22 protein-coding genes and 5 pseudogenes are annotated in these 23,571 nt (G+C 71.7%); 15 read left to right on the plus strand and 12 right to left on the minus strand.

What is annotated here, in order from left to right:
* Window positions 1-292 precede the first annotated feature (292 nt).
* From FRZ03_RS22245 to FRZ03_RS22255, 3 genes and pseudogenes are all read left to right on the plus strand, one after another.
* Window positions 293-529 (plus strand): annotated as a pseudogene (locus FRZ03_RS22245) (hypothetical protein); the annotation flags it as partial.
* A gap of 191 nt (window positions 530-720) precedes the next feature.
* The gene (locus tag FRZ03_RS22250) at window positions 721-2,484 is read left to right on the plus strand and encodes an FUSC family protein (RefSeq protein WP_146466915.1); all 1,764 of its coding nucleotides are present in this window, start codon (window positions 721-723) and stop codon (window positions 2,482-2,484) included.
* 5 nt (window positions 2,485-2,489) lie between these two features.
* Entirely contained in the window at window positions 2,490-3,395 is a 906-nt protein-coding gene (locus FRZ03_RS22255) for a LysR family transcriptional regulator (RefSeq protein WP_146466916.1), read from the plus strand.
* 170 nt (window positions 3,396-3,565) lie between these two features.
* On the opposite strand, the pseudogene FRZ03_RS40475 reads toward FRZ03_RS22255, so the two are convergent.
* A pseudogene (locus FRZ03_RS40475) lies at window positions 3,566-3,726 on the minus strand (IS21-like element helper ATPase IstB); the annotation flags it as partial.
* Between the two features lie 117 nt (window positions 3,727-3,843).
* Complete coding sequence (locus tag FRZ03_RS22260) at window positions 3,844-4,404, minus strand: DUF308 domain-containing protein (RefSeq protein ID WP_146466917.1); 561 nt, start codon at window positions 4,402-4,404, stop codon at window positions 3,844-3,846.
* A gap of 152 nt (window positions 4,405-4,556) precedes the next feature.
* Between FRZ03_RS22260 and FRZ03_RS22265 the strand changes: the two genes are divergently transcribed.
* A complete protein-coding gene (locus FRZ03_RS22265; RefSeq protein ID WP_146466918.1) occupies window positions 4,557-5,153 on the plus strand; it encodes a TetR/AcrR family transcriptional regulator in 597 nt (198 codons plus the stop codon).
* 278 nt (window positions 5,154-5,431) lie between these two features.
* A complete protein-coding gene (locus FRZ03_RS22270; protein WP_146466919.1) occupies window positions 5,432-5,935 on the plus strand; it encodes a GNAT family N-acetyltransferase in 504 nt (167 codons plus the stop codon).
* 510 nt (window positions 5,936-6,445) lie between these two features.
* Here the strand turns inward: FRZ03_RS22270 and FRZ03_RS22280 are convergent.
* The 3 genes from FRZ03_RS22280 to FRZ03_RS22290 all read right to left on the minus strand — a co-directional run bounded on the left by FRZ03_RS22280 (window position 6,446) and on the right by FRZ03_RS22290 (window position 9,008).
* Window positions 6,446-7,642 (minus strand): 4-hydroxybenzoate 3-monooxygenase, encoded by a 1,197-nt coding sequence (locus FRZ03_RS22280; protein ID WP_146466921.1) that lies wholly within the window; start codon window positions 7,640-7,642, stop codon window positions 6,446-6,448.
* Window positions 7,643-7,706: 64 nt separating this feature from the next.
* Window positions 7,707-8,468: an IclR family transcriptional regulator gene (locus FRZ03_RS22285; RefSeq protein ID WP_146466922.1), complete on the minus strand. Its 762-nt coding sequence runs from the start codon at window positions 8,466-8,468 to the stop codon at window positions 7,707-7,709.
* Window positions 8,469-8,543: 75 nt separating this feature from the next.
* Entirely contained in the window at window positions 8,544-9,008 is a 465-nt protein-coding gene (locus FRZ03_RS22290) for a MarR family winged helix-turn-helix transcriptional regulator (protein ID WP_146466923.1), read from the minus strand.
* Between the two features lie 258 nt (window positions 9,009-9,266).
* On the opposite strand from FRZ03_RS22290, the gene FRZ03_RS22295 reads away from it, so the two are divergent.
* The 7 genes and pseudogenes from FRZ03_RS22295 to pcaDC all read left to right on the plus strand — a co-directional run bounded on the left by FRZ03_RS22295 (window position 9,267) and on the right by pcaDC (window position 14,958).
* A complete protein-coding gene (locus tag FRZ03_RS22295; protein ID WP_146466924.1) occupies window positions 9,267-10,049 on the plus strand; it encodes a CoA transferase subunit A in 783 nt (260 codons plus the stop codon).
* Window positions 10,049-10,717 carry a 3-oxoacid CoA-transferase subunit B gene (locus FRZ03_RS22300; protein WP_146466925.1) on the plus strand — a complete coding sequence of 223 codons (669 nt, stop codon included), beginning with the start codon at window positions 10,049-10,051 and terminating at the stop codon, window positions 10,715-10,717. Before FRZ03_RS22295 ends, FRZ03_RS22300 begins: the two co-directional genes overlap by 1 nt.
* 179 nt (window positions 10,718-10,896) lie before the next feature.
* Window positions 10,897-11,078, plus strand: a pseudogene (locus tag FRZ03_RS22310) (3-oxoadipyl-CoA thiolase); the annotation flags it as partial.
* Window positions 11,079-11,121: 43 nt separating this feature from the next.
* Window positions 11,122-11,895 (plus strand): protocatechuate 3,4-dioxygenase subunit beta, encoded by a 774-nt coding sequence (gene pcaH, locus FRZ03_RS22315; protein WP_146466926.1) that lies wholly within the window; start codon window positions 11,122-11,124, stop codon window positions 11,893-11,895.
* A 5-nt stretch (window positions 11,896-11,900) separates the two neighbouring features.
* The gene (gene pcaG / locus FRZ03_RS22320; RefSeq protein WP_146466927.1) at window positions 11,901-12,506 is read left to right on the plus strand and encodes a protocatechuate 3,4-dioxygenase subunit alpha; all 606 of its coding nucleotides are present in this window, start codon (window positions 11,901-11,903) and stop codon (window positions 12,504-12,506) included.
* The gene (pcaB, locus tag FRZ03_RS22325; protein WP_146466928.1) at window positions 12,503-13,834 is read left to right on the plus strand and encodes a 3-carboxy-cis,cis-muconate cycloisomerase; all 1,332 of its coding nucleotides are present in this window, start codon (window positions 12,503-12,505) and stop codon (window positions 13,832-13,834) included. Before pcaG ends, pcaB begins: the two co-directional genes overlap by 4 nt.
* The gene (pcaDC, locus tag FRZ03_RS22330) at window positions 13,831-14,958 is read left to right on the plus strand and encodes a bifunctional 3-oxoadipate enol-lactonase/4-carboxymuconolactone decarboxylase PcaDC (RefSeq protein ID WP_146466929.1); all 1,128 of its coding nucleotides are present in this window, start codon (window positions 13,831-13,833) and stop codon (window positions 14,956-14,958) included. Before pcaB ends, pcaDC begins: the two co-directional genes overlap by 4 nt.
* 219 nt (window positions 14,959-15,177) lie before the next feature.
* Here pcaDC and FRZ03_RS41025 read toward each other — a convergent pair.
* Window positions 15,178-16,089 (minus strand): annotated as a pseudogene (locus FRZ03_RS41025) (LysR family transcriptional regulator).
* Between the two features lie 170 nt (window positions 16,090-16,259).
* The gene (locus tag FRZ03_RS22345; protein ID WP_146466930.1) at window positions 16,260-17,243 is read right to left on the minus strand and encodes an amidohydrolase family protein; all 984 of its coding nucleotides are present in this window, start codon (window positions 17,241-17,243) and stop codon (window positions 16,260-16,262) included.
* 216 nt (window positions 17,244-17,459) lie between these two features.
* On the opposite strand from FRZ03_RS22345, the gene FRZ03_RS22350 reads away from it, so the two are divergent.
* A complete protein-coding gene (locus tag FRZ03_RS22350) occupies window positions 17,460-17,912 on the plus strand; it encodes a MarR family winged helix-turn-helix transcriptional regulator (protein WP_146466931.1) in 453 nt (150 codons plus the stop codon).
* Between the two features lie 478 nt (window positions 17,913-18,390).
* On the opposite strand, the gene FRZ03_RS22355 is transcribed toward FRZ03_RS22350, so the two are convergent.
* Both FRZ03_RS22355 and FRZ03_RS22360 read right to left on the minus strand, forming a co-directional pair.
* Window positions 18,391-19,269: an LLM class flavin-dependent oxidoreductase gene (locus FRZ03_RS22355; protein WP_261399300.1), complete on the minus strand. Its 879-nt coding sequence runs from the start codon at window positions 19,267-19,269 to the stop codon at window positions 18,391-18,393.
* A 41-nt stretch (window positions 19,270-19,310) separates the two neighbouring features.
* Window positions 19,311-20,243, minus strand: coding sequence for an alpha/beta hydrolase family protein (locus tag FRZ03_RS22360; RefSeq protein WP_146466933.1), 933 nt, complete (start codon window positions 20,241-20,243; stop codon window positions 19,311-19,313).
* A gap of 132 nt (window positions 20,244-20,375) precedes the next feature.
* Between FRZ03_RS22360 and FRZ03_RS22365 the strand changes: the two genes are divergently transcribed.
* Window positions 20,376-20,999 carry a TetR/AcrR family transcriptional regulator gene (locus FRZ03_RS22365; RefSeq protein WP_146466934.1) on the plus strand — a complete coding sequence of 208 codons (624 nt, stop codon included), beginning with the start codon at window positions 20,376-20,378 and terminating at the stop codon, window positions 20,997-20,999.
* A 23-nt stretch (window positions 21,000-21,022) separates the two neighbouring features.
* Here FRZ03_RS22365 and FRZ03_RS41430 read toward each other — a convergent pair.
* Window positions 21,023-21,205 (minus strand): annotated as a pseudogene (locus FRZ03_RS41430) (IS481 family transposase); the annotation flags it as partial.
* A gap of 688 nt (window positions 21,206-21,893) precedes the next feature.
* Between FRZ03_RS41430 and FRZ03_RS22380 the strand changes: the two are divergent.
* Complete coding sequence (locus FRZ03_RS22380) at window positions 21,894-22,076, plus strand: hypothetical protein (RefSeq protein WP_146466936.1); 183 nt, start codon at window positions 21,894-21,896, stop codon at window positions 22,074-22,076.
* A 123-nt stretch (window positions 22,077-22,199) separates the two neighbouring features.
* Here FRZ03_RS22380 and FRZ03_RS22385 read toward each other — a convergent pair whose 3' ends face one another.
* Together FRZ03_RS22385 and FRZ03_RS22390 are read right to left on the minus strand one after the other, a co-directional pair.
* On the minus strand, window positions 22,200-22,769 hold the full coding sequence (locus tag FRZ03_RS22385; protein WP_146466937.1) for a DinB family protein: 570 nt from the start codon (window positions 22,767-22,769) through the stop codon (window positions 22,200-22,202).
* 545 nt (window positions 22,770-23,314) lie between these two features.
* A complete protein-coding gene (locus FRZ03_RS22390; RefSeq protein ID WP_146466938.1) occupies window positions 23,315-23,515 on the minus strand; it encodes a hypothetical protein in 201 nt (66 codons plus the stop codon).
* Between the last annotated feature and the right edge of the window lie 56 nt (window positions 23,516-23,571).

Raw genomic sequence — 23,571 nt, forward strand, 5'->3', positions numbered from 1 at the left:
CCGGTCGGAACCGTTCGGCGAACGCGCCCGTCCCCAACTTGGCTCTCCGCGCGGTCGCTTTGAGAGTGGCCGACCTCTTCGACGTAAGGTCGGAGCCGACGTGGAATTGCCGAAGCCCTGGTTCGGGCACCGAGGAGCCGTCGATGCCGGACCAAGGTTTGCAGCGTGCCGAGCGCCTGGCTGGTTACGTGACCATGAACACTCAGCTCTCCTTGCTGAGCGACCGGCGGCTCGGGAAGGTCGTGGCAGCCGCTGCCCCGCTCGGGTCGGGCATCGGTGGCAGGTCGGTGGCCTGCTCGACGGCGTCCGCGGTGACACGGCACGCGAGATCTTCCTGCACGACTGGATCGCGGGCCGGCGACCTGACGGCATCCCACCCGAGATCACGGCCATCATCGACCGGCACGCCCGCCCCACCGTCGTCGTGGACTCCTTCTTCCGCCGCCTGCTCACCGAGAGCAAGCGGACGCCCTTCCCGGCCGCGGAGATCGAGCGGCAGTTGGAGGCCGACGCCACACCCCAACACTGATCCACACCCTCACCTCGGCTGCCACGGTCGCTCTTCTCACGCCGGGCTGTCACCGAAGCGCCCGGGAAATCGTCGTGCCATGCCCTGTGTGCATGGTTTCCGCTGCCGTCCGGCATTGGACGCATGCGTCCTCACGATCAACCCTTGAAGGGACACACCTGTCCCCCGTTCTCAAGGAGTCGATCCCCTCGATGAAGGCACCGCTCGGCCCGACGACGAAGGCATCGCACGGCATCCCGCTGACCCCGGTGCCGCTCGCGGCCGCCGTGCGGGGCGCCGTCGCACTGGCGGTGCCGCTGCTCGTCGGCCTGTGGACCGGGGCCGTCGTGCCCGCCGTGATCGCGGGCATCGGCGCCCTGTGGGGAGTGAGCCAGGACGGCTCCGACCCCTACCGGCTGCGGGTGCGGCGGCTGGGCGGCATGGGCGTCAGCGCCGCCGCCGGCCTGCTCGCCGGGGAACTGGCGTTGCGCAGCGGGCACCCGGCGGCGGTGACCGGCTGCCTGGTCGCCTCCGCCCTGCTCGCCGGCTCGGTCAGTCTGCGCGGCCGGCTCGCCTCCGTCTGCGGCATGCACCTGCTGCTCGGCGTCACCATCGGCTCGGGCATCCCGGTGCCGGGGCCGTGGTGGCGCGCTCCGCTCGCGCTGCTCGCCGGGGTGGGTCTCGTCATCGTGATGTCGGCGGCGCCGTGGCTGTGGCGGCGGTACGGCATCGAGCGGGCCGCCGTGCTCGCCGTGTACCGGGCAGCCTCTCAGGCCCTGTCGGCGGCCGGTTCGCCCGCGGCACAGGACGCGCGCCGCCGGCTGACCGCGGCGCTCGACCAGGCCCACCAGGTGATGGGCCGCCACCTGACGCGCCCGGCCCGGCCGCACCCGGAGCTCGCCGCGCTGCGCCGCGCCTTCCACACGGGCGTCCGTCTGGGCGAGGTGGCCTCGGCACTGGTGTGGGAGGGGCGCCCGCTCCCCCGGCACGTGACGGACGTACCGCTGCGGATGGCCGCGCGCCTGCTGCCGCGGCGGGGCGGTCCGGCCGCGGCCGGCGAGTTGCGGGACGCCCGCGCAGGACGGGCGAGGGAGGACGCGGTGCCCGACTCGCCGGGGGTGCGGGCGCTGGCCGAGCTGGCGGCGGACACCCGTCGGGGCCGCCCTGACGAGCCCGCGGTGCGCCTGCCTACGGTGGAGTGGCACGGGCGGGCCGCCCAGGTGCGCTACACCGTGCTGCTGGCGGTCTGTGTGCTGGTCGCCCAGCTGTGCGCGGAAGCGCTGCACGAGCCGCGCGGGTACTGGCTCCCCATGACGGTGGCCTTCGTCTACAAGCCGGACTTCGGTCCCCTCGTCCGGCGGGCCCTGCACCGCTGCGCCGGTACGGTCGCAGGAGTGGCCGCCATCGGGGCGGTGACCCTGCTGACGACCGACAGCTACGTCCTGATCGGCGCGGTCGCCGCCTTCGGCGCGCTGATGGCCGTCGGTGTGCGCCACCACTACGCCCTCGCCACGACCGGGCTGACGGCGATCGTGCTCGTCCTCGTCGACCTGCTCGGCGACCACCGCGCGCTGTACACGGCGCGGATCCTCGACACCGCGCTGGCCGCGGGAATCGTCCTGGTCGCGCACTTCGCGCTGTGGCCCCGGTCCGCCGCACAGCGGGCCACCGCGCTGACCGAGGCGGCCCTTGCCGCCGCCCACCGCTACCGCGATCTGGCCCCCGGGGCCGCGCCGGCCCAGCGGCACGCGCTGCGCCGGACCGCCTACCACCGGCTCGCCGAGGCCCGCCGGGCGGCGGCCTACGCCCACGGCGAGCCGGGCCGCCCCGGCCGCGCGCTGCCGGACTGGGAGGACACCATCGCCTCGGCGGAGCGGCTGTGCGACGCCGTCAGCGCACACAGCCTCGGCGCCGTGCCGCCCGCCGCCGCCCGCCCGGTGCCCCGGGGCGCGGGGGTGTGCGCGGTGGGAGGATGACCTCGATGGATCTCCAAGTGCTCCGTTCCTTCCAGGCCGTGGCCGAGGGACTGACGGTCACCGAGGCCGCCGCCGAGGCGCGCATCACCCAGCCCGCCCTGTCCCGGGCCCTGCACCGACTGGAGGAGGAGGTCGGCGCGGAGCTCCTCCAGCGCGTCGGGCGGGTGCTGCGCCCGACCCCGGCGGGGCGGGTGTTCAAGGAGTACGTCGATGCCGCCCTGGACAGCTACGACCGGGGGCGGCGGGCGGTGGCCGAGGTCGTCGACCCGGACACGGGCCTGGTGTCCCTGGCCTTTCTGCACACCCTGGGCACGTGGCTGGTGCCCGGGCTGGTGACCGGGTTCCGCGAGGAGTATCCCGGGGCGCGTTTCGAGCTGCACCAGCACGGGGAGAGCGGCTTGGTCCAGCACCTCCTCGACGCCACCGCGGACCTGATGATCACCAGCGGTGATCCGGGCCACCCGCTGATCACCTGGCGGCGGCTCCTGGTCGAGCCGCTGTGGCTGGCCGTGCCCACCGGGCACCGCCTGGCCCGGCACCGCCGGGTGCGGCTGGCGGAGGTCGCCGACGAGCCGTTCATCCTGCTCAAGCCCGGCTACGGGCTGCGCAGCGTCACCGAGGAGCTGTGCCGGGAGGCCGGTTTCGCGCCGCGGGTCGCCTTCGAGGGCGAGGAGGTGCAGACCCTGCGCGGTCTGGTCGCCGCGGGCCTGGGTGTCTCCCTGATCCCGTCGTCGCCGGACACGGCGGCCACACCCCGCTTCCCGATCCGCTACCTGGAGATCACCGACGTGCACGGTGCCCGGGACATCGGCATCGCCTGGCTCACCGGGCGCGCCCTGCCGCAGGCGACCCGCCGGTTCATCGACCATGCCCTGCGGGCGTCGGCGAACGCCCCGGACGGCCGCTGGTGAGCGGGCCCCGCCGCGCCGCCTGACATGCCTTGCCCGGAGCGACGGCGCCCCCGGGGCGGTGGGGCGCCGCACGCCGGTGGTCTTGATCAGGCTGCCGGAAGCGTTTGTGAACAGCCCGCCTGAGTGTTTCCGCGAGGACCGTCGCCCGGGGCCGCGCCGCCGAGAGCCGGCTCGCGCTTGGTCAGCGCCCGGAAGAGCAGTTCGGCGCCGTGCCCGTCGAGTTCCATGGAGCCGAGTTCGTCGATGCGGAGGAAGCCGCAGGGCCGTAGCGGGTGATTGCCTTGTCCGGCTGCTTCTCACCGGCGCTCACGACCAGTTCATTGACCGGCTTGCCCGGTTCCCGCTCGACGACGGCCGGCCTCGGCCCGCCCTGCGCCACCCGGCCGGCGGCGTTCCCCCCGACCGGGCCGCGCAGATCACGATGACGTCGTACGTGTGGTTGTCCGTGTCAGACCTTCTGGGTGGTGCGGCCTAGGCGCAGGGCCGAGACGAGGAAGAAGATGCCGCCGGGGACGGCGTAGCCGATGGCGTTGGTGAGTGCGGGGTCGGCGGCGCCCGCGGTGGCGACGAACGAGGCGCCGGCCAGAACGGAGATGCCGCCGCTGAGGATCATCGGCCACTGGCCACCCATCTTGCGGCGGGGCACAGCGACGACCAGCTGGACCAGGCCGGACACGATGGCCCAGGCGCCCCAGACGCGCAGGACGGCGGGGATGCCGGAGGCGGAGGCGACACCCACGCCGACGGCCGCGGCGAGGCTGACGGCCATGTTGACGTAGAGGAGCGTCGGCGATTGGGTGCTGCGCGACGCCTTCGCGTCGATGACGGCCGCGCCCACGTCGAACAGCGGATACAGCACCAGCAGCGCAGCCGCGACCGGGGTGATCTCCTTGGCCATCGTGAACATCACGAGGGCCCAGACGATGGCGAACGCGAACCGGACGAAGTACAGCCGCCGCAGGGCGAAGGCCGTCCCGGTGGTCCGGGACGGTTCGGCGATGGTGGTCACGGTGATCCTTTCGGAGGGCATGCGAAGAAGAGACGGAAGCTCAGGGCTTCCCGCGCCGGTCTGTCTGCGAGACCGAACGTTCTGCTTCGTGAGCCTGGCAGGGGTCGTCGCAACCTGTCAAGACCGAACGTTCTACCTGCTAACATGACGTCATGGTGCGCAGTGAAACCGAAGGACGGCCGTCCGAAGCGCGGTCCCGGCTGCTCAGGACGGCCAGCCAGGTGTTCTACGCGGAAGGGATCCACTCCGTCGGCGTCGACCGCCTCGTCGCGGAGGCTCAGGTGACACGAGCCACCTTCTACCGCCACTTCCCGAGCAAGGAAAGCCTCGTCGTCGCCTACCTGAACGAGGCCGACCTCGCCATGCGCGGCCAGGCCGACGCAGCCGTCGCCGCCGGGCTCCCGGCCGCCGACGCCATCCGGGCCATCAGCGCCTCCATCGCCCAGCACATCCGGTCCTCCGGCTTCCGCGGGTGCGCCTTCCTCAACGCCGTCGCCGAATACCCCGATCCCGAACACCCGGTGCACCAGGCCGTCCTCGCGCACCGCCAGTGGTTCCTCGAAACCATCACCGGACTCCTGGCCGGGATCCGAGAGCAGTCCGCAGACTCCGCCGCCCGCCACTTCGTGATGTTGCGTGACGGCGCCATGGCCGAGGGCTGCCTCTTCGACCCGGAACTCGTGTGCGAAACCTTCCTGCACGGCGTCGAAGGACTCCTCAAAGCCCACGCCGAGCCGGTCCACGCGTAAAGCCACCACCACACCGCACATCGCGGCACGGAGTCCGAGGCCGCCGAGGTGGCTCTCGGACGCCCTGTCGGAGGGTGTGCGGCAGCCCTCATCGGACATCGCCGCCTGAAATGCCGAGGCGCGAGAGGCCGTTGCCATACCGGTCATGGAGTCTGTCGATCGAAATGGGGGTCTCGATCGGGTGATCGCGGGCACTGCCCGGCACGAGAGCAGGGCCCGGTGGTGTAGGGGGAAAATCCAGGGGAGCGGACGGCCGCGCGCTGCTACGGTCGGGCGCCATGAGCTGGCTCCCCGATGACTTCGTCCATCCCGTCCTGGTACCGCTGCCGGGCAGTGGCCATCACCTGCGGCCGATCCGGGAGGCGGACACCCCGCTCGACTATCCGGCCGTGATGGGTTCGCGCGAGCGGCTGTGGACCATCTTCGGCCCGGCCTGGGGCTGGCCCGCGGCCACCATGACCTACGAGGCCGACCGGGCCGACCTGTTGCGGCACGAGAAGGAGATCGCGGCACACCAGTCGTTCAACTACGCGCTGTTCGACGCGGCGGAGACAGCTCTGCTCGGCTGTGTCTACATCGACCCGCCGGAGAGGGCCGGCGCGGACGGCGAGATCTCCTGGTGGGTGGTGGACGAGCTGGTGGGAAGCAAGGTCGAGCAGGCCCTCGACGAGCTGGTGCCGCAGTGGATCGCCGCCGACTGGCCGTTCGAGCAGCCGCGCTTCCTCGGCCGCGACATCTCCTGGTCGGACTGGCTCGCCCTGCCGGAGCACCCCGGCAGGTAAGTGGTTTTTGCACGCGCCAAGAAGGCTGTCGCTCGAACGGGAGTCCCGATCGGGTGACCGCGGCGGTCGGCTCGGCGCTGGCCGGGAAGCGGCCTCTTCCGGTCTGCACGCCGATGCGGCCGGCGGCCTGTCCGAGGCGGCGAGGGACGCGGTCGCCATGGGCGTCGCTCCGGTCTCGGGCGACATGCCTGCCTCGATCAGGTCGGCGGTCATCCGACCCGGGTCGCCCAAGAGGTCCTGCCACGCGGTCGGGCGTCGCAGGACCCCCTCCCCTGTTCCTCACGGCCACGGGTTCACGATCACGCGCCGCGTCGCCCGGCCGGTCGGGCGGGCGGCAGGGCGGCGAAACAGGAGCGGCAGCCGTCCGTCAGGTGGCAGGTGGGTAACGGCGGTACGCGAATCCGGCAGCCGATCCAGAGCGCGGCGAAGCCGCTTGCGCGGGGTCGGCGAGGAAGCCGGTGACGGCGTCGAACTGATGCGCAGCCGACCTCCGACAGGGCAGTACCCGGGTCATCGACCTTGCGGCCAGCCGGTGTACGCCTCGGCGAGGTAGGTCGACCCCGCGGTGGAACCGGTCACCGCGGCCAGCTCCCCCTCCTGGCGCCGGACGTCGAACGGGGTTGCCTCCGGCAGCGTGTGCAGCATGGTGGTCATCCAGTAGGAGAAGTGCTGGGCCTTCCAGACCCGGCGCAGTGCCCGCTCGCTGTAGGAGGTGAGCGGGGTGGTGTCACCGCGGGCGACCGCCCTCTCGAGCTCCTGGGCCAACACGTGCACGTCGGCGAGTGCCAGGTTGAGGCCCTTGGCACCGGTCGGCGGCACCGTGTGCGCGGCATCGCCGGCCAGCACCAGCCGCCCGTGGTGCATCGGCTCCTGGACGAAGCTGCGGAAGGGCAGGACGGTTCTGGAGGTGATCGGCCCTTCCTCGAGGCGGTGGCCGTTGGCCCCGACCCGTGACTGGAGCTCGTCCCAGATCCGGTCGTCGGACCAGGCTGCTGCGTCCTCCGCGGGGTCGCACTGGAAGTACATCCGCTGGAGGGTCTCGGTGCGCCGGCTGATCAGCGCGAAGCCTCTCGGGGAGTGGTTGTAGATCAGCTCCGGTGCGCTGGGCGGTGCCTCGGTGAGGATCCCGAACCAGGCGAAGGGGTAGGCGCGGAAGTACTGGGTGCGTGCCGCTTCCGGTACCTCGCGGCGGCACAGGCTTCGTGATCCGTCGGCGCCCACCAGGAAGTCGGCGCGGACCTCGTGGCCGACGCCGTCGGCGTCGGTGAAGCGCAGGACGGGCGAGTCGGAGACGATGTCGTCGACCGACACGTCGGTGACGCCGAACCGGACGTCGCCGCCGTCGCGCTCCCGGGCGTCGGCGAGGTCGACGAAGACGTCCGTCTGTGGGTAGAGCTGGGTCGAGGCGCCGACCAGGTGCTGGAAGTCGATGCGGTGGCTGCCTCCGCCGAAGGCCAGTTCGATGCCGTCGTGGCGCTGACCGTCCCGGTGCACCCGCGCGGAGACGCCGGTGCCGACCAGGAGGTCGACGGAGTCCTGCTCGAGGATTCCGGCGCGGTGCGTCTGTTCGATCTCCCGGCGGCTGCGCAGATCGATCACGACCGAGTCGATCCCGGCCCGGGCGAGCAGGTGGGAGAGCATGAGCCCGGCAGGGCCGGCTCCGACGATGCCGATCTGTGTGCGGCTTCGGATGAATGAGGAGGTCATGGCCGGCATTCTCGAACCGTCCGGCCGCTTCGACCACCCTGTTCTTCCGTCCAGTGGAAGCCGGTCAGCCGACCACCGGTCCGGGGACACTGCGTCCGATGCCCCGCGCCGCCATATGCAGGGCGCTGACCAACCGCCCCCAGTCGGGCTTGAGTCGGGGAAGCACGACCCCGAGCGCGGCCACCACGTCGCCACCGGACCGGATCGGCACGGCCACTGAGCACGCGCCCAGGGTCATCTCCTCCACCGTCGTGGCGAAGTCGTCCTCGCGCACCTTCTCCAGTTGGCGGAGCAACCGGCCCGGCTGGGTCACCGTGTACGGCGTCATCCGTGGCAGGTCGTCGAGCACCTGGCCCCGGACATCGGCCGGCGCGTACGCGAGCAGTACCTTGCCGACCCCCGTCGGGTGCAGCGGCAGCCGCGATCCGATCGCGCTGACCACCGGGACCGAGGCGTGCCCGGAGAGCCGGTCGACGTACAGTGCCCGCCTGCCGTCGCGTACCGCGAGGTGGACGGTGGCCCGGGTCGCACCGTACAGGTCATGGAGGTACGGCGAGGCGATCTGCCCCAGCCCCGTGTGCACCGGCGCGAGCAGTCCGATGTCCCACAGGCGGCGTCCGACGACGTACTTGCCGGACTCGGTGCGGCTCAGCGCACCCCAGGCGACGAGATCGGCGACCAGCCGGTGCGCTGTCGCGGCGGGGAGGCCGGCCCGGGCCGCGAGATCGGTGAGGCCGAGCTGACGGTGCCGCTCGTCGAAGGCCCCGAGGATCGCCAGGGCGCGGCTGGTCACCGAGCGCCCGCGGCTCGCGGCGTTGCCGGCCATGGACGACGTCCTTCCGCTCGGTGGGCGGTGAGCCCGGGCAGCGGCCCGTCACCGCTCCTCGCCGACTGGGTACGTTCAGGATGGCGTGACCAGGTGGTCCGCCGGCGCGCGGAGCTCATCGGCGGCGTCGGCCACGCGCCGGATCAGGTCGAGGAAGAGGGTCTGCTCCTCGGTGGAGAGCGGTGCCAGGAATATCCGGTTCATCCGGGCGGTGCGCACGGTCAGCCTGCGGTGGGCACGCAAGCCGTCGTCGGTCAGACGCAGCAGGAAACGCCGGCCGTCCCGCGGATCACGGTCCTTGTCGAGGAACCCGCGCCGGATGAGCCGACTGATCACCTCGGCGATGGTGGAGCGGTCGAGGCCGACCCGCTCGCCCACCGTGCGCTGATCGAGGCCGGGTTCGGCGGCCAGCGTGTTGAGGACCGCGAACTGCGGTGAGGTGATCTCCTCGGAGACCATCGTCGTCCACAGCAGGTGGTGTGCCTGCTGGAGCCGCCGGGCGAGGTGCCCGGGGTGGGTGTTCAGGTCCACCGCCGCCATCCGTGCTCCTCGTCTCAGGGCGTCAGCGCGTCGGTCCGCGGGCCGGATTCATTCCGTGCACCGAGATTCATTCCGTGCACGGAACGATAACAGTGACCGGCCTGTACGCCCAGGGCTCTTCTGGTTCGCCTGCACGCTTCGCAAAACCGTTAGCTGACAGGGGCCTTGACGACCCTCCCGGGAAGTGGCAGCGTACGGGAACCTCACCGAGACAGTCAGTGTACTGACTACTTGCGCAGGAGAAATGAGGCCGCACCGATGGACAAGGTGGTGCCGACAGCAGCCGAGGCGGTGGCGGACGTGCCGGACGGCGCGTCGCTGGCGGTCGGCGGATTCGGGTTGAGCGGCGTACCGAACGTACTGATCCATGCCCTGTACGAGCGCGGGGTGCGCCGACTGGGCGTCGTCTCCAACAACTGCGGAGCGCTGGACTCGGGCCTCGCGGTGCTGCTGGCGGCCGGCCGGATCGCCCGCGTGACCGGGTCGTACATCGGCGCCAACAAGGAGTTCGCGCGGCAGTACCTGGCCGGCGAGCTGGAGGTCGAGATGATCCCGCAGGGCACGCTGGCCGAGCGGCTGCGCGCCGGCGGGGCCGGAATCCCCGCGTTCTACACCCCGGCCGGCGTGGGCACGCAGGTCGCCGACGGCGGGCTGCCGTGGCGCTACGACGGAAACGGCGGGGTGGCACTGGCTTCGCCGCCCAAGGAGGTCCGCGAGTTCGACGGCACCGAGTACATGCTGGAGCGCGGCATCCGCACCGACTTCGCCCTCGTACGGGCCGCCAGGGGCGACCGGCACGGGAACCTCGTGTTCAGCAAGTCCGCGCGGAACTTCAACCCGCTGGCCGCGATGGCCGGGCGCGTGGCGATCGCCGAGGTCGAGGAGCTCGTCGAACCCGGCGAGATCGACCCGGACGCGGTGCATCTGCCGGGCGTCTTCGTACAGCGGGTGGTCGCGCTCACCGCGGAGCAGGCGGCGGACAAGCAGATCGAACGGCGCACGGTCTCCGCGCCTTCGGCACGAGGAACGGTGGGCGGCTGATGGCCTGGACGCGTGAAGACATGGCCGCCCGTGCGGCCCAGGAGCTGAAGGACGGCCAGTACGTCAACCTCGGCATCGGCCTGCCGACCCTGATCCCGAACCATCTGCCAAAGGGCGTCGAGGTCGTGCTGGAGTCGGAGAACGGCATCCTGGGGACCGGCCCGTACCCGACCGACGACCAGGTCGACCCCGATCTGATCAACGCGGGCAAGGAGACCGTCACGGTCCTGCCCGGCGCGTCCTTCTTCGACTCCTCCCTGTCGTTCTCGATGATCCGCGGCGGACACATCGACGTCGCCGTGCTCGGCGCCATGCAGGTCTCCGCGAAGGGAGACCTGGCGAACTGGGCCGTCCCCGGCAAGATGATCACCGGTATCGGCGGCGCGATGGACCTCGTCCACGGCGCCCGGACCGTCATCGTCGTGATGACACACACCGCGAAGGACGGCTCCCCGAAGATCCTGGCCGAGTGCGCGCTGCCGCTGACGGGCAGGGCGTGCGTGAACCGGATCATCAGCGATCTCGGCGTGCTGGACGTGACCCCCGACGGACTGGTGCTCGTGGAGACCGCGCCGGACGTCACCGTGGACGAGATCGTCACGAAGACCGCCGCCGAGGTCCGTGTCCCGCGGGAGCTCGCAGACGTCACCGAGGAGATGGCGTCATGAGTCCGCGCGACGTCTGCATCGTCGATGCCGTCCGCCCCCCATCGGCCGCTGCAACGGCGCTCTGGCCTCGGCGCGGCCGGACGATCCGGCCGCCCACGTCATCCGCGAACTCCTCGCCCGTACGCCCGCCCTCGACCACGCGCGGATCGAGGACGTCTGCTTGGGCAGCGCCAACGGCGCCGGAGTTCGACCCCGCGATCCCCGACCCGCAGGGCGGCGCCATCGCTCTCGGCCACCCGCTCGGCGCCTTTGGCGCCCGCCTCGCGGCGCCGTCGCGCACCAACCCGCCCGCAAGGGCAGTGGCGTCGCCACCCTCCGCATCGGCGTCGGCCGGGGCCTCGCCCTCGTCCTCGAACGCTGATCCCAGGCCCAAGCGCTTTCAGGACAAAGGAGTTCGGCCGCCCATGGCCCTCACCCAGCAGGACATCGACCGGGAGATCGCGGCGGAGCGCGCCGCGTACCAGAAGCGGGTCGCCGACGGCGCGCCCGTCGAGCACCATCCACGCCGCGACTACGCGCCGTACCGCTCCTCGGTGCTGCGCCACCCGAAGCAGCCGCCGATCGCCGTCGACGTCGCCGAGGACCCGGAGATGGTGGAGCTGTACTCCCCCGCGTTCGGGGAGCGGGACATCACCGAGATCGACAACGACCTCACCCGGCAGCACACCGGCGAGCCCGTCGGCGAGCGCATCACCGTCTCCGGCCGGCTGCTGGACCGCGACGGCCGTCCCGTGCGCGGTCAGCTCATCGAGATCTGGCAGGCCAACGCGGCCGGGCGGTACGCCCACCAGCGCGAGCAGCACGACGCCCCGCTGGACCCGAACTTCACCGGGGTGGGCCGCACCCTCACCGACACGGACGGCTTCTACCGCTTCACCACCGTCCAGCCGGGCCCGTACCCCTGGCGCAACCACGTCAACGCCTGGCGGCCGGCGCACATCCACTTCTCCGTCTTCGGCTCGGCCTTCACCCAGCGGCTCGTGACGCAGATGTACTTCCCGAACGATCCGCTCTTCCCGTACGACCCGATCCTGCAGTCGGTGACGGACGACGCGGCGCGGCAGCGGCTGGTCGCGAGGTACGACCACAGTCTGTCGGTGCCGGAGTTCTCGCTCGGCTACCACTGGGACATCGTGCTGGACGGGCCGAACGGCACCTGGATGGAAGAAGGGCGCTGACCGCCATGACGAAGAACGACACCACTGCCGCGAACGGCGTACCGCCCACTCCTTCACACACCGTCGGCCCCTTCTACGGCTACGCGCTGCCGCTCCCCGGCGGAGAGGACATCGCGCCGGCGGGGCACCCGGACACCGTGACCCTGCACGGGTACGTGTACGACGGCGAGGGCAGGCCGCTGCCGGACGCGCTCCTGGAGTTGTGGGGGCCGGACCCGCAGGGGAACGTGCCGACTGCGGACGGTTCGCTGCGGCGGGACCCGGCCAGCGGTGGGTTCCTCGGCCGAAACGGCGTGGAGTTCACCGGCTTCGGGCGGATCCAGACCGACGCGAACGGCCACTGGTACGCCCGCACGCTGCGCCCCGGGGCTCGCGGCGGCAACGCGCCGTACCTCAGTGTCTGCGTGTTCGCGCGGGGTCTGCTGGTGCACCTGTTCACCCGGATCTACCTGCCGGGCGACGAGGCGGCGCTGACGGCGGACCCGCTGCTGTCCCGGCTCGACGCCGGGCGGCGCGACACGCTGGTCGCGGCCGAGGAGGGCGCCGGCACGTACCGTTTCGACATCCGCCTTCAGGGCGAGGGCGAGACGGTCTTCCTGGAGTTCCAGTGACATCAGCCGACATCGACACCGGTCTGCTCGCCCCCGGGTGGGCCGGTTCCCCGGCCGCCGCCGGGACGTCCGACACGGCGTTCCTGCGCGCGCTGCTCGACGCGGAGGTCGCGCTGACCCGCGCCCAGGCGGCCCTGGGACTCGCGCCCGCAGAGGCGGCGACAGCGGTGGCGGAGGCGGCCGACCCGGCCGGTTTCGACGTCGTGTCCCTGGCCGAGCGGGCACGAAACGGCGGGAACCCGGTGATCCCGCTGGTCGCGGAGCTGACGGGGGCGGTCGGCGCGGAGCACGGCCCGTACGTGCACCGGGGGGCGACCAGCCAGGACATCATGGACACGGCGATGATGCTGGTCGCCGCGCGCACCCTGGACCTCGTCCTCGGCGACCTCGGGCGCACCGAGCGGGCGCTGGCAGGCCTCGCCGCCGAGCACCGCGACACGCCGATGCCGGGGCGCACGCTGACCCAGCACGCCGTACCGACGACGTTCGGGCTGAAGGCGGCCGGGTGGCGGTCGCTCGTGTTGGACGCCCGGGACCGGGTGACGGCGGTGCGCGGCTCACTGCCCGCGCAACTCGGCGGCGCGGCCGGAACGCTGGCGGCCTTCTCCGCGTACGGGGCCGCGGACGCCACCGCGCTGCCGGGCACGTACGCCCGTGAACTCGGCCTGGCAGAACCGCTGTTGCCCTGGCACACGCTGCGTACGCCGGTCGCCGACCTCGCCGGATGCCTGGCCTTCACGGCCGGCGCGCTGGGCAAGGCGGCCGTGGACGTACTCACCCTGTCCCGTACCGAGATCGCCGAGGTGGCGGAGGGCAGCGGCGGCGGCTCGTCGGCCATGCCGCACAAGGCGAACCCGGTGCGCGCCACGCTGATCGCGTCCGGGGCCCGCCGCGCCCCGCAGCTCGCGGCGACGCTGCACGGCTCGCTGGTGGCCGAGGACGAGCGGCCGGCCGGTGCCTGGCACGCCGAGTGGGAGACGTTGCGGGACCTGCTCCGTCTGGTGGGCGGCGCCGCCCGGAACGCGGCCGAACTGACCGAGGGGCTGCGGGTGCGTCCACAGGCCATGGCCGACAACCTCCGGCTCACCCACGGGCTGATCGTCTCCGAGCGGCTGTCCGCCGAACTGGCGCCCGTCCTCGGACGCGCCCGCGCGAAGGAGCTGATCACCGATGCCGCCGAGCGCGCGTACACAGAGGGCCGGTCCCTGGCCGAAATCCTCGCCGCCGAAACGGAGTTGGCCGGCGTCGACCTCGGGGAGCCGACCGACCCCGCCCGCTACACGGGCTCCGCCGCAGCCCTCACCGACCGTGCTTTGGAGCGACGTTGACCGACATCCTGCTCAACCACCGCGTCGAAGGCCCCGCTTCCGCTCCGGCTCTGCTGCTCGGCCCCTCTCTCGGCACCTCGTACGCCCTGTGGGACAAGGTGGCGCCCGAGCTTTCCGTGACGCACCGCGTGGTGCGGTGGGACCTGCCCGGGCACGGCGGCTCGGCGGCCGGGCTGATCGGTGCCGGTGCGACCGTCGGCGATCTCGCAGGGCTGGTTCTCGCGCTCGCCGACGCCCTCGGCGTCGAGCGGTTCGCGTACGCGGGCGTCTCCCTGGGCGGTGCGGTGGGGCTGCACCTGGCCGTGCACCATCCGGACCGGCTGTCGTCGCTGGCCGTGGTCTGCTCCTCGGCCCACTTCGACGGCGCCACGTCGTGGGAGGAGCGGGCGGCGCTCGTGCGGAGGGAAGGGCTTGCCGGCCTCGCGGAGAGTGCGGACGCTCGCTGGTTCACCCCGGGCTTCACCGTGCCGGGGCTGGTCCGCGATCACCGGGAGGCGGACCCGGAGGCGTACGCCGCCTGCTGCGACGCGCTGGCCGCGTTCGACCTGCGCGACCGCCTCCCGGAGATCACGGTCCCTCTGCTGGCCGTCGCCGGGCGGGAGGACCCGGCCACGCCGCCGGCTCATCTGCGGGAGATCGCGGACGCCGTGCCGGGTGCGGCGCTCGTGGAAATCCCCGGCGCCTCGCACCTGGCACCCGCCGAGCGCCCGGAGGCCGTCCTGACGGCGCTGCGCGCCCACTTCTCCGGCGGTGCCCGACGTGGCATGGAGGTGCGTCGCGAGGTGTTGGGCGACGCGCACGTCGACCGCGCGCAGTCCCGGCAGACGCCGTTCACGGCACGCTTCCAGGACTTCATCTCCCGCTACGCCTGGGGCGAGATCTGGACCGACCCCACCCTCACCCGCCGCGAACGCAGCATGATCACCATCACGGCACTGGTCGCGCACGGCCACCACGACGAACTCGCCATGCACGTACGGGCGGCGCGGCGCAACGGACTCACCCCCGAGGAGATCGGCGCGGTGCTGCTCCAGACGGCCGTGTACTGCGGGGTGCCCGCGGCCAACTCCGCGTTCGCGGCGGCGCAACGGGTGCTCGCGGAGGAAGACCCGGACCGAACCTGACGAGCGGTACGGGGCCGCCGGCATCGTCGTTCCGGCTGCCGGCTACCGGCTGCGCATGAGCGCAGCCGGTGCGACGCCGTGCGGGCGGTTCTCCTCGTCCGGACCTCTGCGGGCGTCCGCCGGTCGGCCGGACCGCCACCGGCTCCGAGGCCGACGGCGACCGCGTGCGCGGGCCGAAGCGGTCGGCCGCCTGCGGCGCACGCACGCCGAGCACCGACGTCAGACCTGGTGCGTTCCGCCCATCCGCTCCCCGACGCGGGCGGCCGTTTCGCGCAGCCAGATGTGCGCGGCCTCGTGGGTGTGGACGGGGTGCCACCAAAGGGCCTCCCGCAGGGCACCGCCTCGTAAGGAGGTGCCACGACACGCACGGCGGCGAGCGGCCTCAGCAGCCGGGCGAGGCGGGCCTGCGCCAGGGCGATGCGGCGGGTGTCCGCGACCAGGAGCGGCAGCAGCTGGAAACTGTCGACGGAGACCTCGACGCGCGGTTCGACGCCGAGCATGCCGAGTTGCCGTACGGCCGGGGCGTCGTAGGTGCGCTGGTAGGTGACCCAGGGCAGCCGCGCCAGGTCCTCGCGGGTGAGCGTTTCGCCGACGTCCGGGTGGTTCTCGGCCACGAGGAACACCCAGCGATCGTCGTACAGGTCGGTGGCGGGGAAGCCGCTGATGACGCCGTGGGGCATGAGCAGGCCGTCGGTCGCGCTGAGCAGGGTGGCGGTGTCGTCGGCCACCGCGGGCGGCGTCTGTGTGAAACGCGGCCGGATGCCGGGGGCCTCCTGGTGTACGACGCGGGCCAGTTCCGCGCCGAAGACGGCGACGGCGTAGTCCGAGGCGAACAGGCGGAATTCCCGGTTCTCGGCGCGCGGATCGAAAGCGGCTGGCGAAGAGGCGTTCGAGGACGTCGTACGCGGTGGCGGTGCGATCGAGCAGTACCCGGCCCAGGGCGGTGAGTTCGTAGTGCCCGCCGACGCGGGCCAGAAGGTCGTCGTCGAAGTGTTTACGAAGACGGGCGAGGGCGGCGCTCATGGCGGGCCGGCTCAGTCCCACGCGCTGTCCGGCACGGGTGACCTTGCGCTCCTCCAGCAGGGCGCGCAGGGCGACGACGAGGTTGAGGTCGAGGCGGGCCAGGTTCACTCGGCGAGTTCGGCCGCCATGGCGCATCCGAGTCCTCGGGACGCTCCGACCACCAGGGCCGTTCGAGTGAAATCATCGGTGATGGACTGCGACATGTCGCATGTTCTCCTTGTTGTGGGGCGGCTCGGGTTGAGGGCGCGGAGCCGGCTTCCGCTGCGCTGGTCCCGGGGTCAGGGTGTGCGGGCTTCGACTCCGAAGAGGGCCGCCGCGTTGGCCGAGCGGACCTTGTGCCGGTCGGTGTCGGTCGCGAAGTGCCCGAAGAACGTGTCGATCTCGGCTCGGGTGGGCTGCTGGAAGGGGTAGTCAGTGGAGAAGATCAGCCGGTCGACGGTCGTCACGGTGAGTGCGTGCTGCAGCAGGGCAGGGTTGAGCATCCCCGACGTCGTCAGGAAGACGTTGGTGCGGATGTAGTCCGAGACCGACCGCCGGAGCCCGGCGAGGCGGGCGAGACTGTCGGCGCGGTCGAGCCAGAAGGGAAGCAGTTCACCCCAGTGGCCCAGCACGATCTGCAGGTCGGGATGGCGGTCGAAGGTGCCGCGCAGGATGAGGCGCAGTGCCGCGGTCGCCGCCTCCACGTGCCAGCCCCAGCCGAATGTGGCCAGCCCGAGTTCCGTCATGGGGTCGAACCCTCGGTAGGCGGCGGCGCGCAGCGCGTCGGACGGGATCTGCGGGTGGATGAAGACCGGCTGGCCGAGGCGGGCGGCAGCGGCGAAGAACTCATCGTAGGCGGGGTCGTCGAGGAACCGGTCGCCGGTGCGGCCGTAGACCATGGTCCCCACGTGGCCTTGCTGTGCGGCACGTTCCAGCTCGGCTGCGACGTGCCGTGGGGACGACAGCGGCAAGGTCGACAGGGAGGAGAAGCGCGCCGGGTGGGCACGGGCCGCTTCGGCTGCGGTGTCATTGGCGAGGCGGCTGAGCGCGATCGCCTCCTCGGCCGGCAGGGCCTGGGTCCCCGGCGGAGTGAGGGCGAGTACGGCCAGGTCGATTCCCTGGGCGTCCATGGTGGCGATCCGGCCGGCGCCCAGGTCTTCGAGTCGTCGGCCGATGTCACCGCGCTCGTGGAAGAGGAGACTCTCATCCGGACGGGACGCGGCTTTGAGCGCGGAGGTCAGCTCCGGCAGCATCCAATGTTCTTCGATGGCGACGAGGGGCATGGTTGGTACTCCTTCTGTGTTCCGCACGCACACGTCTGTGCGCTGACCGAGAAGTCGGAGGGAGCTGCCGGCGACAGAGCTTCGGCAGGTCTGGCCCTTACGCGCACAACTACACAGGAGACCTCCGATCGTGTTGTGCAGCTCCTCGGGGCGAGCGCACACCGTACGTCACCTGTCAAATGATAGCTATCATCTGACAGACAATATACTGCTGTCGTGGATGAGAAACAGAAGGCCCGGCTGTTCGAGCTCGCCGACCTGATCCTGGCGGTCAGTCGACACCTTCACGCAGCCAAGGCGGACCCGGCAGAGCCATGGACACCACTCGAGGCCGCGGTCATGCGCTTCATCGACCATCGGCCGGGCGTCACGGCGACACAGGCGGCCGAAGCCACCCAGCTGATCTCCAGCAACTTCAGCCGGGCGCTGCGCAAACTGGAACAGAAAGGCCTGGTGCGTCGCGAAGCCGACTCGGAGGATGCCAGGCGGGTGCGCCTGTATCCGACCCAGAAGGCCGCTGAAAACCTGAGGCGACTCGAGGACACCTGGAGCGGCCTACTGGCCGAGGCCCTCCCGGATGCCGCTGAGGCGGACGCGACGATCGCCACACTCCGACGCGTCGAGTCGCAACTCGTCGACCGGATCCGCGGCGGCACGCGTCCTCAGTGATCAAGCCCTGTCACCGCGTGAAGCCGACCCGCCAGGACTTGCCCGGCGGATCATGTTACTGCTTCGCGGGCCTGGGCCGCTCGCGCGGCGGCTTCACGACCAAGCTCCACCTGAGCGCGGACGGCCGGTGCCGCCCGCTGCCCCCGGTCGTCACTCCGGGGCAGCGAGCGGACTGCACCCAGTTCAAGCTGGTACCGGAGAAGACCAGTTCGAGCCGGCGCCGGAGAAGATCCGCGTTCCGCGGGTCGAATCGAGCCGGGCAGGCCACGCAGGAGGCCGGACAGTGTCGCGGCCGACGATGCCTACAGCAACGGGCCCTGCCGCGAGCATCCGCGACGCCGAGGGACCCGGCACGCGATCCTGGCGCAGGCCGACAGCATCGGCGAACGTTTCAGCGTCGGTTACCGACCGCGGGTTCCGGGCCGACCTCCCGCACCGCTCGCGGTCGGCGCCGCGGCGAGCGACGGGTGTGCCCTGGTCACCTGTGATTCCTCGGCCCAAGGGCGGCGATCGTGTCGGACAGGGGATCGATGACGGTGTCGGCGACCCAGCGTGCGACGCCGGCCGGGTAGGGCGCGTCCAGTCCGAGCACGATGTGGTCGAACCCGCCTTCGAGCGCTGCGCGGATGGTGCGGCGGGTGCCGTCGGGCCGGTCGTACGAGACGGGCAGGACGATGGACCGAGTGATCTCGGCCGGGTTCCGGCCGATCTCCTCGCACAGCCGGTCCAGTGTGGCGCTGCGCTCGATGGCCTTGTCGATGCTGCCGCCGGGCATGTTCCACCGGTCCGCGTGCCTGGCGACCACGCGCAGCGTCGGGGTGGCCTGGCCGCCGATCAGGATCGGCGGGTAAGGTTCCTGGACCGGTTGGGGGCTGCAGAACGCGCCCGTCAACTGGTGGTAGTCGCCCTGGAAGTCGAACGGCGCGGTTTCGGTCCACAGTCTGCGGATGATCGTGCACGCCTCGGCGAGGCTCCCGACCGCGTGGGCGGCATCGTGGAAGGGAAGACCGTGAGCCGCGTACTCGCGCCGGGCCAGCGGCACGTCCGGGCGAGAGCCCGCGCCGATGCCGAACTCGAGCCGGCCGCCGGAGACGGCGTCGACGGTGACGGCGATCTTGGCCAGCATGGCCGGCGGCCGGAACCTGTTGCTCGTGACCATCACTCCGAGTCGCAACCGCTCGGTTGCGGCCGCGAGTGCGGACAGCAGTGTCCAGCCCTCGAAGGTGGGCCCGTTCGGGTCGCCGCCGAGCGGCATGAGGTGGTCGAACAGCCAGGCGTGCTCGATCTGTTCGATGCCGTCCGCTTCATGCCAGACCCGAAGGACGTCGTCGTAGGCGACCTGCGCGGGGGCGGTCATGATTCCAAAACTGGGCGTGCCGGTCGACACGAGGGTGTTGGTCACTTCGAGTCGATGCTTCCCAGCGGGGCATCGGCCGCGGCCAGCGCCCGACGGGCGGTGGGCCATGCGTCCTGGTCGACGCCCAGCGCCGTGCACAGATACGCCACAGTGGCCTGCCGCACGAGCGCGACACGCTCGGGGCTTTCGTCGGTGGTGCGCGTGTCGTTGGCTCCCTGGATGCCGCCGAGTCCGTGTTCCGCCCCGAACAGGGTCAGCAGATCGGTGGCGCCCGGGCTGAGCCGGTAGCCGTCGGTGAACCAGTCCGGACCGCGTACCGTCAGCGGGGACTGGTCGCGGTCGCCGGCGACCATGAGGCTGGGCGTCTTCAGCTCGGCGAAATCAGGGCTCATGAACGGGAAGTACTGGGTGGCGAGCGGGCTCAGGTCGGCGCCGCCGGTGCCGGGCAGGCACAGCAGCACGGCGGCACTGACACGCGGGTCGGCCATGCTCTCACCGGGAAGGCCGTCGGCGCCTACGACCCGTGCGCCCGCGAGGGTGCTGGCGGTCTGTGCGCCCCAGGAATGTCCGGCGACCGCGATGCGGTCGTGGTCGACGCGGCCGGCCAACCCGGGCACAGCGGCTTCGATCATGTCGAGCTGGTCGAGGACGGCAGTCAGGTCGGTGGTGCGGATGCGCCAGAGGAGCGGGGAGCGCGGGTCGTCGGGGGCGAGGCCGAGGGAGTCGAGATGGGTGGGCTGGACGACCACGAACCCGCGGGCGGCCCAGTGGCCGACCAGCGGTACGTAGTCGTCCATGGTCAGGCTCATGCCATGGGAGAAGACGACGACGGGCAGGTTGCCGCCGGTGGCCGGCGCCGTGATCCGGACCTGCAGATCCTGACCGCGGTCCGGAGCGGCCAGCGAGATCGGATTGACGGAGATGACCGGGGTGGTGAAGTCGTTGCCGCCGTCGGCGGACGTGTTGTCGCTCACGAGACGAATGCCTTTCTCGGACGAGCCCAGTGGGCCCCTGCTGTGCGGTGTCTGGCAAAATGAGAATCCGGAGCGCCGCTCCGGATCACAATACGGAGCGTTGCTCCGCTTTGCAAGCAGGAGGTGTGCACGATGTCCACGGCCGACACGCCGTCAGCATCTGCGGGACGTAAGCGAGCCGACGTACGCCGCAACGAGCAGAAGCTCCTGGACGCGGCCGCGGCCGTTTTCGTCCGCATGGGGATCGACGCCCCCGTGCGGGAGATCGCCGCGGAATCGGGCCTCGGCATGGGCACGATCTACCGCCACTTCCCCACCCGGGCAGACCTGGTGGTGGCGGTCTTCCGGCATCAGGTCGACGCGCTCGCCGCCGCCGTCGACGCGGCGCCGACTGCCGGCACGCCGTACGAGGTCCTGCGGCAGTGGGTCCACCGATTCGCCGACTTCCTGGTCACCAAGCACGGCCTCGCCGAGGCACTGCACTCGGACCAAGCGGGATTCGAGAGCCTGCACAACGAGTTCGTCGAGCGGCTGATGCCCGTGCTCGACCAGTTGTTGAAGGCGTCCGCTGCCGCTGGATACACGCGCTCCGACATCCGGGCCTACGACTTCATGCTCGCCGTCGGCAACCTGTGCATCGGAGTGGAGAACTTCCCCGACTACCAGGCCCGCCGCATGATCGACCTGCTGCTCGCCGGCCTTGCCCAGACCGCCCCGGCATCGACCGGCGAGGAGCCGGAACAGCGCCGACCCTGACCGCTGGTGGCCCGGTGCGGGCGGTGCAGGTACGCGTAGCCGCGCTTCGCCCGCCGATTTCGCCCGTCCCACGGCCTTGGCCTGCTCCGATTCGCGACCGTGACACTCCAGCGACCGCCGTCAGGAATCCGTCCGACCTTTTCGACGTCCAGGTGCACCATGCGGCCCGGCCGGCACGCCGTGCTCTTCCCGGGCTCCCGGTTGCTGTTCCTGGAGCAACTCCAGGAACACGGCGCCGACCCAGTGTGGCGGCGGCTGGGACGGGACGGCGAGCAGACGTCGACGGACGCGCTCGGCGACCCCGACGGCCATGCTCTCTACTGCGCCCAGGAGGACCGCGCCGGCGCGGAAGACGAGCAGCGCCGGGCCACGCAGCGGGAGATGGAGCACCCGGTGCGCTCGCGGTGCGGGCGGAGGTGCACCGACGAGCGCTCCGGTGACCGTGAGTGCGGTCGCGTACGGAGACGGTTGTCCGGCTCAGCACCGACTGCTGCAGGGCCCATTCGGCCCCCACCGTGAACTGGACGCGGCCGTGGGCACGGGACCGGTGGATTCCGGGCATCTGGTGGGGGCTACGTCGCTGTCTCACCGCGGCCTTGGGGCCGGCTTGAGGAGTTCGGGTGCGCGCCGGAGCTGGCCACTTGACGGGAAAGCTGCGGCTTCACCGCCGCGTGGGGTTTAGGGCCTCCGACGAGACAGGTGGAGGGCTCAACGAAGACACGGGGTAGCCGGATGGCGGTAGGCCGATGGGCAGCAGTCACCGCAGCAGCGGTGACGCTGACCGGGACAGCACTGGCAACCGCGACAGCCGCTCAAGCGCAGGAGGAGCCCACCTACCGGTGCGCGGTGGTGGAGCCATACGCGGGCGATCCCCGCGCGGTGGGAGAAGACTGTGTGGCCCTCTACGGAGCGCCCGAGCGAGGTGCCGTCTATGGTGCGTTCCGCATCGAGGGCGTCTTCGACGGCGGGACCGTACGCTGCCAGATTCCCCCCGGCATCCCGGACCCCTACTTCGTGACCGGCATCGCGAACCTCCCGAACCGGGTCGAGGGACGGTTCTGCCTCCACGTGGAGTAACCGTCCTCGGAGGAACGGTGAGCGGCGCGCCGCCGTGGCAGAGCCTCGTCGCCCGCCTGGCGGACGGGGTCACAGGGCGTATCGCCCCCGAGCAGGAGGCGATACGCCCTGCCGCCCCGCCGGCTAACCCATGGTCTTGGCGCCGTCCAGGGACTCGCGGATGATGTCGGCGTGGCCGGCGTGCTGGGCGGTCTCGGTGACGATGTGCATCAGCACCCGGCGGGCCGACCATCGCGCGCCCGGCTGGGACCACGGGGCCTTCGGGAGTGGTTGTGTGGCGTCCAGGTCGGGGAGGGTGGCGACCAGTTCGTCGGTTCGGCGGGCTGCCTCGGCGTAGTCGGCGAGCACGCCGGTCAGTGTCTCGCCGGGCAGCATGCGGAACTCGTCGGCCCGTCGGGCCCAGTCGGCCTCGGTCATGGCGGTGAAGTCGGGCATCGCCGACGGGCCATCCAGGACGAACTGCGCCCAGGCCCGCTCGACCGCGGTGACATGCTTGATCAGGCCGCCCAGGCACAGCTGGCTGGCGGTCGTCCGGCGCCCGGCCTGCTCGTCGGTGAGGTCACGGGTGGTGAAGCGCAGGAAGTGCCGATGCTTGGCCAGGGCCTCCAGCAAGTCGGCGCGCTCGCCGGTGGCGGTCGGCTCAAGGGCCGAGTCGTGGGTGGCCAGTTCGTTGACAGTCACGGTCTCGCTCATGGTCGCTGCCTTCCGTGGTTCGTGTTCCGCCGGGCAAGGAGGACGCTAGGGGGCCTGGAGGTCAGATTCTGACCTACATGACCGGAAGGGTGAGGATGCTGATGCTCGGCCTGTCGGAGCGGCGGGATTTGAACCCACGGCCTCGTCGTCCCGAAGCAACTCGGGCGGAGGCTCGACCTGCGGCGAGTGCGCCTTTCACCTGCGGCGACGGTCCGCGGGCGTCCGTGCTTGTCCGCCGCTGTCCGCAGGCGTTGTCACGCAGTTGGACACTCGATCGCACGATGCCGCGCAGCGGTGGCCGGGTCGGAGCCCGCCCAGTAGAGATTGGCACGGCGGAAGTAGCTGCGGAACTGCGCGCTCTTGCGGCGCCGACGACCGGTACCGGATCGGCGGCCTGTGGCCGTGCCAGCACTGGAGCCCCGGAGAGGACGGCCCCCACTGAACCGGCGCCCTGTGCGACGCCGGAACCCCTCGTCATCGGCCAGGAGCCCACGTGAAGATCGGTCTCAGCACCCCCGAGGCCACGTTCACCGTCTCCGGCCCGATCAGCCGCCCCCGCCCCGCTCGCCACCAGCCGGGACGGCACGCACCGGATGCGAGCCGAGGAGTTCGAGGTCGAACTCCTCCCTCCCTTCCGGACCGAGGACACCCAGCGGTGGAGAAGTGTGCAGCTCACGATCCAGGGCCGCCGGGCCGACGACCGCCACCACGCCCTCGCCCTGTGGACGAGTCGCCGCTTTCACCACCCCGTCGAGTGTTCGCGCGAGCGGTTCCGTCGCGGACGCCTTCGTCCTCCTCGCTC

Source organism: Streptomyces misionensis (assembly GCF_007896895.1).
In the GTDB taxonomy this organism is placed as follows: domain Bacteria; phylum Actinomycetota; class Actinomycetes; order Streptomycetales; family Streptomycetaceae; genus Streptomyces; species Streptomyces misionensis_A.

Bases quoted from the DNA above. Each gene is read 5' to 3' on its own strand.
- FRZ03_RS22250 (WP_146466915.1), top strand. From the start codon at position 721: ATGAAGGCACCGCTCGGCCCGACGACGAAGGCATCGCACGGCATCCCG.
- FRZ03_RS22255 (WP_146466916.1), top strand. From the start codon at position 2,490: ATGGATCTCCAAGTGCTCCGTTCCTTCCAGGCCGTGGCCGAGGGACTG.
- FRZ03_RS22265 (WP_146466918.1), top strand. From the start codon at position 4,557: ATGGTGCGCAGTGAAACCGAAGGACGGCCGTCCGAAGCGCGGTCCCGG.
- FRZ03_RS22270 (WP_146466919.1), top strand. From the start codon at position 5,432: ATGAGCTGGCTCCCCGATGACTTCGTCCATCCCGTCCTGGTACCGCTG.
- FRZ03_RS22280 (WP_146466921.1), bottom strand. From the start codon at position 7,642: ATGACCTCCTCATTCATCCGAAGCCGCACACAGATCGGCATCGTCGGA.
- FRZ03_RS22285 (WP_146466922.1), bottom strand. From the start codon at position 8,468: ATGGCCGGCAACGCCGCGAGCCGCGGGCGCTCGGTGACCAGCCGCGCC.
- FRZ03_RS22290 (WP_146466923.1), bottom strand. From the start codon at position 9,008: ATGGCGGCGGTGGACCTGAACACCCACCCCGGGCACCTCGCCCGGCGG.
- FRZ03_RS22295 (WP_146466924.1), top strand. From the start codon at position 9,267: ATGGACAAGGTGGTGCCGACAGCAGCCGAGGCGGTGGCGGACGTGCCG.
- FRZ03_RS22300 (WP_146466925.1), top strand. From the start codon at position 10,049: ATGGCCTGGACGCGTGAAGACATGGCCGCCCGTGCGGCCCAGGAGCTG.
- pcaH (WP_146466926.1), top strand. From the start codon at position 11,122: ATGGCCCTCACCCAGCAGGACATCGACCGGGAGATCGCGGCGGAGCGC.
- pcaG (WP_146466927.1), top strand. From the start codon at position 11,901: ATGACGAAGAACGACACCACTGCCGCGAACGGCGTACCGCCCACTCCT.
- FRZ03_RS22345 (WP_146466930.1), bottom strand. From the start codon at position 17,243: ATGCCCCTCGTCGCCATCGAAGAACATTGGATGCTGCCGGAGCTGACC.
- FRZ03_RS22355 (WP_261399300.1), bottom strand. From the start codon at position 19,269: ATGACCGCCCCCGCGCAGGTCGCCTACGACGACGTCCTTCGGGTCTGG.
- FRZ03_RS22365 (WP_146466934.1), top strand. From the start codon at position 20,376: ATGTCCACGGCCGACACGCCGTCAGCATCTGCGGGACGTAAGCGAGCC.
- FRZ03_RS22385 (WP_146466937.1), bottom strand. From the start codon at position 22,769: ATGAGCGAGACCGTGACTGTCAACGAACTGGCCACCCACGACTCGGCC.